Origin of the sequence: Stenotrophomonas sp. STK16_22, from assembly GCF_051984505.1 — a bacterium.
Taxonomy (GTDB): domain Bacteria; phylum Pseudomonadota; class Gammaproteobacteria; order Xanthomonadales; family Xanthomonadaceae; genus Stenotrophomonas; species Stenotrophomonas maltophilia_A.
In genome coordinates, this window is sequence record NZ_CP196972.1 from 4,791,553 (window position 1) to 4,802,375 (window position 10,823).

The 10,823-nt window shown below is 63.3% G+C and carries 7 protein-coding genes; all 7 read right to left on the reverse strand.

Annotated features, from left to right (window positions below):
* Positions 1-34: 34 nt before the first annotated feature.
* The 7 genes from ACSYAO_RS22070 to rpmH all read right to left on the reverse strand — a co-directional run bounded on the left by ACSYAO_RS22070 (position 35) and on the right by rpmH (position 10,569).
* Complete coding sequence (locus ACSYAO_RS22070) at positions 35-1,195, reverse strand: restriction endonuclease subunit S (RefSeq protein ID WP_049462895.1); 1,161 nt, start codon at positions 1,193-1,195, stop codon at positions 35-37.
* The gene (locus ACSYAO_RS22075; RefSeq protein ID WP_219631211.1) at positions 1,186-3,963 is read right to left on the reverse strand and encodes an N-6 DNA methylase; all 2,778 of its coding nucleotides are present in this window, start codon (positions 3,961-3,963) and stop codon (positions 1,186-1,188) included. Before ACSYAO_RS22075 ends, ACSYAO_RS22070 begins: the two co-directional genes overlap by 10 nt.
* A 74-nt stretch (positions 3,964-4,037) precedes the next feature.
* Entirely contained in the window at positions 4,038-5,387 is a 1,350-nt protein-coding gene (gene mnmE / locus ACSYAO_RS22080; RefSeq protein WP_049462894.1) for a tRNA uridine-5-carboxymethylaminomethyl(34) synthesis GTPase MnmE, read from the reverse strand.
* A gap of 3 nt (positions 5,388-5,390) precedes the next feature.
* Positions 5,391-8,063, reverse strand: a complete 2,673-nt coding sequence (locus ACSYAO_RS22085; protein ID WP_049462893.1) for a polysaccharide deacetylase family protein — start codon at positions 8,061-8,063, stop codon at positions 5,391-5,393.
* Between the two features lie 150 nt (positions 8,064-8,213).
* Positions 8,214-9,929, reverse strand: coding sequence for a membrane protein insertase YidC (gene yidC, locus ACSYAO_RS22090; protein ID WP_049399025.1), 1,716 nt, complete (start codon positions 9,927-9,929; stop codon positions 8,214-8,216).
* Positions 9,929-10,423, reverse strand: coding sequence for a ribonuclease P protein component (gene rnpA, locus ACSYAO_RS22095; RefSeq protein WP_021203275.1), 495 nt, complete (start codon positions 10,421-10,423; stop codon positions 9,929-9,931). The genes yidC and rnpA overlap by 1 nt, the downstream gene beginning before the upstream one ends.
* Positions 10,424-10,428: 5 nt before the next feature.
* On the reverse strand, positions 10,429-10,569 hold the full coding sequence (gene rpmH, locus ACSYAO_RS22100; protein WP_005411729.1) for a 50S ribosomal protein L34: 141 nt from the start codon (positions 10,567-10,569) through the stop codon (positions 10,429-10,431).
* Between the last annotated feature and the right edge of the window lie 254 nt (positions 10,570-10,823).

Below are 10,823 nucleotides of genomic sequence, written 5' to 3' on the forward strand. Positions count from 1 at the left end.
TTATCCGTGGGCAGCACAGGGGCGCGCGACCTGTTCAGACCAGCCGCGTCCTGCCGGTCAGCAGTTCCTGCATCATGGCCTGCTTGAGGGCGCGGATCTTGGCGTGGCGGGTTTCTAGGGAGGTGATTTCGGTGTCCATATCGCTGAGGATGGTGGCGATGGCGGTTTGTTCTTCTGGATCCGGAAGCGAAAGTTCAATAGATTCTATTGTTCTAGCGTTGAGGCTTGGAACACCAGATGCCTCGTTGTACTGCATCCAGTTGATCAAACAGAACCTGTAGTATAAGAACTTGGCTACGTTGCCTTTCTTCATCTCAGAGTAGAAGAGTGTATCGACTGACCAAAACGGTTGATCCATATATTGCGGTTGGTTGATTGTTCCCTTTCTTCCTATCAGCACTGAGGATTTGTCATAGATAGGCTGAGAAGCGAGGCCTATTTGGCCGCCCGTTGCAAGGATTGGATATGAGCCGTCACTTGCTTCTACGTATTTCTGACTCTTTCCATGCTTGATAGTGAGTACATCACCCAATCGCTTTACCTCCCATTCGCCATTGAACCCCGGCAGCCGGATTTGACCGGTAAGGAGTTGCTGCATGGTGGCCTGTTTGATGGCGCGCTTTTTGGCAATCAGGCGATCCAGTCCGTCCAGCAGCGCGTCCATGTCGCTGAGGGTGGTGGCAATGGCGCGTTGTTCCTCGGGCTTAGGAACAGGTAGTGGTACCTCTAAGAATTTCTCTCTTGGAAGGTGGGCAATACTAGTTTGCGTGACGTAATTGGCGAGTATGCCGCTGCAGCTCCATTGATGTAACAACTCAACCATCAGTCTGCTATCGAATTCGCGCAATGGGCGCAGTCTATGAAGTGCTTTTTGGTAATAGCACTCTTTAAGAGAGTCATCCCAAATTGCAGCACGCCCAACGTCACCTCCTTCGCAAACCAGAAGGTCGCCTCTTTTCAGCCGGAACCGTTCCAAGTCGGAACGGGTCATCCGCATCGTGGATAGGTCGGTTACATCAATTTTTCCCCACTGAACATTACGATTTCCCAAATATGGTTTAGGGTCACCCATGTTTTTGGCTGCATCCAGCATCTTTCCGAGTTGGACGTCGAATTCATGACCAACCACGGAAACCTCCCAATCCTCCGGAATCACCCCCACTTCCGTCTGCTTGTACCCCGGTCTCATTTCCATGTCGCCCCCATCCTTTTGAGGTGCTCTTCCATCTTGGTGCTGAGGGCAGCCACATCATCTTCCAGCTTGGGCAGAGGTGTTTCGTAGCGTTCAGCCAGTTCGCAGATGCGCTGGGCGAGGGTCTGGGAGATACGATCCAGCTCTTGCTGCACGTCGGCTTGCAGGCAAGCCAGCCATTTGTCTTGCACCACCAGCGCTTTGACCTCGGTTTCGCTGAGATTGAAGTAATGGTCATGGGCTTGCCGGTCGAGTTCCGCCTCCAGCGTTTTGACGGTTCTTTTCAATGCGGCTTCGCGGGCGCTGAGTTGCTGCCACTGCTTGAGCACGACGCGTTCGTCGGTGCTGTCGGGATCATCGCCAATCTCGGCGAGGCGGTCTTTGACCTGCGCGGCGCTGACCTTGTCGAAGCCGGAGAGCGCGCCGTCTTCGCCACCGTGTTCTTCCTCCAGTTCGGCAATCTGGCTGGCAACTCCTTCCAGTTCGGCATGCTTTGCCTCCAGTTCGGCTTGCTCGGCAGCGAAGTAGCGAGCGACGATGTAGGGCTTGGGCAGCAGGTCGCAGGTCCAGCCCTTGTCCCTGGTTTTGCCCTTCTTGTCGGTCTCAAGGATGCGCCGGGGTAACGCCACCCAGCCATCGGCAGCAATCAGGTAGGCGTCGTCCTGCATGGCCTCGGCCCAGTAGTCCATCAGGTGCTGGTAAATGTCGTAAGGGTCAAGCAGCGGTGCAGCGCGGAAGGTGGTGAGCAGGGTTTCAGAGACCTGCACGATCAGCGCCTTGGGTTTGTCGCCAAGCTGGATGCCGGTGAACAGCGGCATGACGGCCTGCTGCCATTTGCCAAACAGGGTTTCCACCTTGTTGCGGAATTGCTGGAACTGGGGGTGGGCGAGGATGATGGAGCGCACTTCGGCCATTGGCTGGCGCAGCCGCGCGTAGCCGGGACGCTCGGCCTCGAACAGCGCCTGACGAAGGGATGGCATTTCCTGCCAGTCGGCGGCGAAGGCATCGATGTCGCGCGAGGGAATGCCACCGTTGAGGTGGGCATCAATGTCGTGCAGGTCTTCCGGCTCGCTGCTGTCCATGTAGCGCGGTAGGTTGAGGTTGTAATCGTTGCGCTCGCTGGCGATTTCATCCAGCGGCACCATGCGCGCATAGCGCGGCTCGTCCACGCCCCGGCGGAAGGTGTCGACAATGCGGTGAATGTCCTGCTCACGCAAGCGGTTTTTGGCGCCGTCCTTCATGAAACCTTTGCTGGCGTCGATCATGAAGATGCCCTTACGGGCACTGGCGTTTTCCTTGTCCAGCACCAGGATGCAGGCGGGGATGCCCGTGCCGTAGAACAGGTTGGCGGGCAGGCCGATGATGCCTTTGAGCATGCCGGAGCGCACCAGTTGCCTGCGGATGTGGGCTTCGACATTGCCACGGAACAGCACGCCGTGCGGCAGGATGACGGCGCCCTTGCCGGTGGTGGCTTTCATGCTGCGGACAATGTGCAGCAGATAGGCGTAATCGCCCTGCTTGGCGGGCGGCTCGCCCCAAGCGAAACGGTGGTACGGGTCGTTGGCCGGGTTGAGGCCGGTGGACCACTTCTTGTCGGAGAACGGCGGATTCGCCACCACGTAGTCGTAGGTTCGCAGTTGTTCGCCGTCCTTGAACTTGGGGTTCACCAGCGTGTCACCACTGAAGATGGTGGCACTGGGGAAATCGTGCAGGATCATGTTCATCCGCGCCAGGCCGGCAGTGGTCACGTCCTTCTCCTGCCCTTCCAGGGTGATGTGTCGACCGGCCTCGGCTGCCACCTTCAGCAGAAGCGAACCCGAACCACAGGTCGGGTCATAGGCGGTGGTAGAGCCTCTGGCGTTGGCGTGCGAGATTCCGATCACCTGGGCGATGACGCTGCTGACTTCGGAGGGCGTGTAGAACTGCCCCTTGCTCTTGCCGGAATCCTGGGCGAAGTGGCGCATCAGGTATTCGTAGGCATCACCGAGCAGGTCGTCGTTGTCGGCGCGGTTGTTGGCGAAGTTCAGCTCGGGCTTTTCGAAGATTGCGATCAGGTTGCCCAGCCGCTCGACCATGGCCGCGCCTTCACCGAGCTTGTTAGGGTCGTTGAAGTCGGGGAAGTCACTGCGCGCCAACTTGGCATTGTGATCGATCAGCTTCTGGATGACCTGGATGTTGATCTTGTCACCAATGTCGTCCCTACCTTTGAGCGCCACCATGTCCTTGAACGACGCGCCGGGGGGGATGAGCACGGCTGGGGCGAAGTCGTCGCTGCCAGCGTACTTGTCGCTGATGTACTTGATGAACAACATGAACAGCACGTAGTCCTTGTACTGGCTGGCGTCCATGCCGCCGCGTAGTTCGTCGCACGATGCCCAGATGGAGCTGTAGAGGTCGGATTTCTTGACGACCCCGCTACGTGCGGGAAGTGCCTTGGGTTCAGACGTAGCAGCTGTCTGCTTCCCAGATGGTCGAACTGACGTCGACTGCTTTTTCAGCTGTGGCACCTTCGCTTCACGCACTTTCGCAATTCTCACTGATTGATTGTTGACCGCATGGACCGCTTTTACGAGGGAGACCGAACCGCCGCGGCCTCGACCGGGTACGATTCGCCCCTCCTCGATCAGCCGCCGTTTGGCGCTGTCATACGTCGATTCTTGCCAGCCCAGTACCTCTCGAAGGCGCAGGTTCCCGGCGGACCCCCCCATTGCTTCAAGCGTGCTGATGAATCGGTTGGCCTTCTTCTCGGTACTTGTCACTTCAATATCCATCGTTGTTGCACGCTTGGCATCTGCCAGCGTGCCTTTTCATTGGTGCGCAGTATTTCGCCTTCCAGCCCGTCAATCTACTTCCCGATGCAGAAGCTGGAGAAGATCCTTCCCAGCAGGTCATCCGCACTCATCTGCCCGGTGATCTCACCCAGCGCGTCATGCGCCAGCCGCAGTTCTTCGGCGGCCAGTTCCAGGTGCTCATGCGCCAGCTCACCATCGGCGCGCTGCGCATGTTCCTGCGCGCGCTCGATCGCATCCACATGGCGCGTGCGTGCGGAGAACTCGCCGTCCACCTGCTCGCCTGCCCCGGCCGAGGCAATCGAACGCAGGCGCGCATGCAGATCTTCGAGTCCGGCGCCGGTGGCCGCCGAAACGAACACCCGATCCGGATCGTCCAGCGTCGGCAGCGCCGTCAGCAGGTCTGACTTGTTGTGGATGTAGACCTTGTGCGGCACCGCCGCCACGGCATCGCCCAGCGCCGCATCACCCGCAGCCGGATCGCGCGCATCCAGCACGATCAGCGCTAGGTCGGTGCGTTCGATTTCCACGTGCGCGCGGCGCATGCCTTCGCGTTCGATGGCGTCGCCGCCGTCACGCAGGCCCGCGGTGTCGACCAGGGTCAGCTCCAGGCCGTCCAGGCGGATGGTCTCGCGCAGGGTGTCGCGGGTGGTGCCGGCGATGTCGGTGACGATGGCGCGCTCGCTGCCGGCCAGCGCATTGAGCAATGAACTCTTGCCGGCATTCGGTGGCCCGATCAGCACCGCATGCAGGCCATCGCGCAGGCGACGGCCGCGCTCGGCATCACGACGCAGCAGGGCAAGATCGCCGCGCGCCTGCTCCAGGCCACGCCGCACCTGTGCCCCACCAAGCGTATCCAGCGGTTCGTCGGCGAAGTCAATCGCTGCTTCCACATGGATGCGCAGCAGCACCAACTGCTCGACCACCGCGTCGATGCGGCGGGAGAACACACCATCCAGCGAACGGCGCGCAGCGCGCGCGGCACGGTTGTCGCCCGCGGCGATCAGGTCGGCGATGGCCTCGGCCTGGGCCAGGTCGAGCTTGCCGTTGAGGAATGCCCGTTCACTGAACTCACCCGGGCGCGCCTGGCGCGCACCGAGCGCGATGCAGCGCGCGACCAGTTGCTGCAGCAGCACCGGGCTGCCATGGCCCTGCAGCTCCACCACCTCTTCGCCGGTGAAGCTGTTCGGTGCCGGGAACCACAGCACGATGCCATCGTCGATGACCTCGCCGTCGGCATCACGCAGGCGCGCGTAGTGCGCGTGGCGCGGACGCAGTGCAGGTGCACCCAGCGCATTGGCAATCGCTGCAGCGCGCGGGCCGGACAGGCGCAGCAGGCCGACACCGCCGGCGCCGGGCGCACTGGCGATGGCCACGATGGTGTCGGTGCGGATCGCGTCGTTCATGGCTCAGAGTTTCTCCAGCTGCGCACGCGCCTGGGCCGCGCCGCTGCCCTGCGGCTGCAGCGCCAGGTAGGTGGTGTAGGCCTGTTTGGCCTTGGCCTTGTCGCCGGCGTTGAAGTAGGCGTCGCCCAGGTTGAGATAGGCCACGGCGCGCGAGGGGTCGATCTTCAGTGTGTTCTCCAGCCAGCGCGCCGCTTCGGCATAGCGCTGCTGGCGGTAGTAGACGAAGCCGAGGTTGTTGGCGGCCTGGGCGAAGTCCGGGCGCAGCTTCAGCGCTTCGGTGAACTGGGCTACTGCTTCGTCGTACTGCTTCTCGCGGTACAGCTGCAGGCCACGGTCATTGGCCTGCTGCGCGCGCTGGCGGTCGGACGCCGGGCCGGCGGTGGGCACCACCAGCTTGGCCTTGCCACCCTGCAGGTCGGCCACGGTTACCGGTGCCTGGCTGCCCTTGGCCTCGCTGGCCGCATCCACCTTGTTGTTCAGCGCGATCGCATCGGCGGTCAGCTGGCGCGTATCGGCGTTGAGGAATTCCTGGCTGTCCGGCACCTGGAACACGAACTCGCCGCCCTGCGAGCCGGGCAGACTGCCGAAGGCCGGCGTCTGGTGCGAGACCGCCGAGACCGCCGGCGCCACGTAGGCGGCCAGTTCGGTACCGGTGATCAGGCCGTCGCCGTTGAGGTCGCCCTTGCCGGCCAACGCCTGCAGCAGCACCCAGGTGAACACCGAATGGCCGTTCGGGCCGGCATCGGCCACCTGCTGGTCGGCACCACCGGCGGTCAGCATCTGCCGCGCGCTGCGTCGCGCGTTCTCGCGCAGGAACGACGACGACGAGGGACCGCCACGGGTCAGGCCCAGGCCGCTGTAGCAGGCATCCATCACGAACATCACATGCTTGGCCTGCATGCTTTCGGCGATGTTCTGGATGTCGGTCATCGCGATCGCGTCGGTGGCAAATTCCTTCGGATCCGAATCGACCGGGATGATGTAGCCGAGGTCGCGCCCGGAGGCGAGCTGGCGGGTCGCGCCATGGCCGGCGAAGAACACGAAGACGCGATCGTTCTTGCCGGTGCGGTCGTCGGCCAGGCGGTCGTGGAAGGCGGCCAGGATGTTGTTGCGGGTGGCCTGCTCGTTCTTCAGCACGATCACCTGCGAGGACGGGAAGCCGAACTGCCCGGTCAGGGTATCGGCCACCGCCTGCGCATCGTGGCTGGCGTACTCCAGCTTCGGCCATTTGGCGTAGGTGTCGATGCCGACCACGATCGCCCATGACTTCTCGTAGCCGGTGGTGACGGTGGCGGCACCGGCGTCGCCCTTTCGCGCACGGGCGACGGTGAAGTCTCGGCCATTCCAGCCGGCGAACTGGTAGCCATCGGCGATCAGCCGGTCGAGGATCTGCGGCAGCGCCTTCACCGCACGATCGTGGATGTCGTGGAACAGGATGATGCCGCGCTGTTCCTTGTTCACCTGGTCGAGCACGCGCTGCACGATCGACTCCGGTACCGGGTCGGCCCAGTCCATCGAGTCGATGTTCCACATGATCGACTTCAGGCCGGCTTCGTTGAGCAGCTGCAGGCCTTCAGCATTACGCGCGCCATACGGGAAGCGGAACAGCGGCGCGCGCTTGCTGTCGACATCCTTCAGCAGCGTGTCGGTGTCGAGTACCTGCTGGCGCAGCGCATCGCCGGTGGTGCGCGACAGCTGGGCATGGGTCAGGCTGTGGTTGCCCACAGCGTAGCCCTCCTCCATCAGGTTGCGGCTGATCTTCGCCATCGGGCCCAGGCTGACCTTGCCATCGGCCTCGACCTTGCCCAGGTTTCGGCCCACTTCGAAGAACACGCCCGGCACGTCGTAGCGCTTGAGGATGGCCACCACTTCATCGGTGTAGGCCTTGTGCGGGCCATCGTCGAAGGTCAGCACCACGGTCTTGGCCGGCAGGTCGCGGCCGAAGATCTCGCGGTCGCTGTCCTTCATCGACATCGGGTACGGCTCGATCACCCCGTAGTCGCGCAGGATCGCTTCGCGGCTGTAGTCCTTGTGCAGGTGCGCGATGTAATCGTCCCACTTCTCGCGCTTCAGCTCGATGGCGCGGGTGCGCTCGAAGCGGCTGAAGATGCGGGTCAGTTCCTGGTTGTAGTTGCGTTCGATCTCGTCGAGCGCCTCCAGGTCCTCGCCGATGCGCTGATGCAGCTTCACCGCCGGCAGCGACGAATCCGTGCCAATGCGCTCATGCAGATCACGCAGCACTTCGCGGAAGGCCAAGCGGTCGGCATCGAACAGTTCCGGCGCCGACTCGATGTAGTCCAGCACGGTGCCGAGGGTGGCGAAGCGCTGCGGGCTGGTACCGCGCAGCAGGGTGTCGAACTGCGCGGCGATGGCCGTACGTTGTTCCAGGCCATCATGGAACAGCTGCTGGCCCACACGCGTGGAGGTGCCGCGGTCGGCGGCCGACTGCTGTTCTTCGTCGGCCAGCAGCACGATGATCCGACGGTAACCGTCGAGCTGCTTCTGCAGCGCAGCCAGCAACGGCGCGGCGGCCGGGTCGGCGGCGGCCGCGGCCTGCGCGCTGGGCTGGGTCACGCCGGTTACCGGTGCCTTCGCGTCCTTGTCGCCACAGCCGGCAACGACCAGGGTCAACAACAGCGAGGGCAGGAACAGGCGGAACGACGACGCACGCGGCATGGCGGACTCGATGGATGGAGGAACGGTGTGCCGGCGATTCTAACGCCGCATGCGAAAAGCCCGCCTTGCGGCGGGCTTCTGCGGGTCGGTCGGGGCTCAATGGCAGTCGACCAAGGTCGACTCTACAAAGCCGGCGACCTGCCGGTCGGATTACTTCTTTTTGACCGGGGCCGGGGCGGTGGTGGCCGGGACCGGCTCGCCGCCGTGGCGCTTGGTCATCCACCACTGCTGCAGCAGGCCCAGGCCGCCGTTGACCACCCAGTACAGAACCAGGCCGGACGGCATGAAGGCCATCATGACGCCGAACACCAGCGGCATGAACTGCATCATCTTCTGCTGCATCGGGTCCATGCCCGGTGCCGGGGTCAGCTTCTGGGTGAACCACATCACCGCGACGTTGATCACCGGCAGGATGAAGTACGGGTCGCGTGCGGTCAGGTCCTGGATCCAGCCGAACCAGGGCGCCTGGCGCAGTTCGACCGATTCCACCAGCACCCAGTACAGGGCGAAGAAGATCGGCATCTGGATGAGGATCGGCAGGCAGCCGCCCATCGGATTGATCTTTTCTTTCTTGTACAGCTCCATCATCGCGGTCTGGAACTTCTGGCGGTCATCGCCATAGCGTTCCTTCAGCTGCGCGATGCGCGGCTGGAAACGACGCATCTTGGCGCCGCTCTTGTACTGGGTCGCCGACAGCGGGTACAGCACCAGCTTCAGCAGCACCACCAGGCCGACGATCGCCCAGCCCCAGTTGCCGACCAGCTTGTGCACCTGGTTCAGCACCCAGAACAGGCCCTGGCCGATCACCGCCATCATCGAGAAGCGGCTGTAGTCGACCACGCGGTCCAGGCCCGGCACGTCTTCCTTGGCAATCAGGTTGACCAGCTTCGGGCCGACCCACAGGCGGGCTTCGGTGCTGGTGGACTGGCCCGGGGCCACGGTGAAGGCCGGGCCACGCGCTTCGATCAGGTCACGACCGGCCACCTGCGACAGCACGTAGTGTGCGGTCTGGTCCTTCTGCGGGATCCAGGCGGTGAAGAAGTGGTGCTGCAGCATCGCCAGCCAGCCGCCGGTGATGTTCTGGTTCAGCGTGCCGTCTTCCAGGTAGTCCTTGAACGCACGACGCTGGTACTTCTTGTCGTTGTCGTACCAGGTGGCACCGTTGAAGCTGAAGGAATCCGGGTTGGTCATGCTCCGCGACAGGATGGTCGGGGTGCGGTCCAGGGTGCGGTAGACGTAGCCGTTCCACGGCGCGGCGCCGGCGTTGCTGACTTCATCCTTGAAGCGCACGGCATATTCGTTGCGCGAGACGGTCAGCGTGCGCTTGATGGTCACGCCGTTGTCGGCGGTCCACACGAACGGGATCTGCAGCTCGTTCTGGCCCTTGGCCAGCACGAAGTCCTTGGTGTCACCGACCAGCTTGAAGCCGTCGGCGCCGGGGACCGGGGTGTTCTTGTCTTCGCTGGCCCAGCCACTGATCGCGCTGTACGGGTGTGCGGGGTCTTCGGTCAGCAGGCGGACCGGCGGGCTGCCTTCGTCCTTGGTCTGCGGGAACTGCAGCAGCTCGGCATCGAGCACGCGGCCGCCGTCGAGCACCAGACGCAGCACGTCGGTGGTGACGGTCACGCGCTGGCTGGCCGGGGTGGCGCTGGCCTGGGCCTGCACGGCGGCCTGGCCGGGGGCACCCGGCACCTGGGCGCTGGGGATGGCGCCCGGGGTTGCGCCCGGAACGCTCTGTGCGGCGGCCGGGGCCGACGTGGTCGTCGGTGCCGGGGTCGGAGCAGCCTTTTCACGGCTCCACTCCATCCACAGCAGCACGGCCACCATCAGCCAGGCAAAAATGAGGAATACGCGGGTCTGGTTCATCAGCGGACAGGCTCGGCGGGGCCGGGACGCGATGCCGGCTCGGTCAAAGAAGGAGTTGCGATGCCATCAGGCGGCGGCATTGTGCCGTCCACGCCCGGCGTGGGCAATGCACGCAGGCGACGCAGCAGGCGCAGGAAGGCCTGGCGGATCTCGTCGTTGCTGGCGGAACGCGCAGCACTTCGAGCCACGACGACAAAGTCGCCTGGCTGGATGTCGGTTCGTGTCTGACGCAGGATGTCGCGCAGGACACGCTTGATCCGGTTACGCCCGACGGCGTTCGGATCAACCTTGCGGGAAACCGCCAGACCCAGCCTGGCCGGCCGGTCAGCCGGCAGCCAGTGCAGGGTCATCAGCGGATCGGACACACGGCGGGCGCCGTTGAAGACCGTTGAGTATTCGGCACGCGTGCGAACCCGCGCAGAGCGAGGGAATCGCTTGCGCGGGTCTGCAGTATTCACTGTCGAAGGGATTGCGTCTGCCGCGATGTGCGGCATGGCAATCAGGCGCTCAGGACTTTGCGGCCCTTGGCGCGGCGACGCGACAGGATCTTGCGGCCGTCAGCGGTCTTCATACGGGCACGGAAGCCGTGGTCGCGCTTACGCTTGAGGTTGCTGGGCTGGTAGGTGCGCTTCGTGGCCATGGGGGCCTCTCGTATGAATGGGACGGAAAGAACCGGAAATTCTAGAGAGGTACCCCGCCCCAAGTCAACCCCTGGCAGCTACGCGAATTCACTGGGCTGTGCAATAGCTGTGGATGTTTTTGTGAATAAGTAGGGGACAAGCATTCCGAAGGCGGGCGCTCGGTGGTAGTCTGAGCCATCCATTTCCCCCCTTTCCGGCCTGTGTTTGGGCGCCTTGTCGCGTCCATGCCCCGGCCACCGGACGATTATTGCTG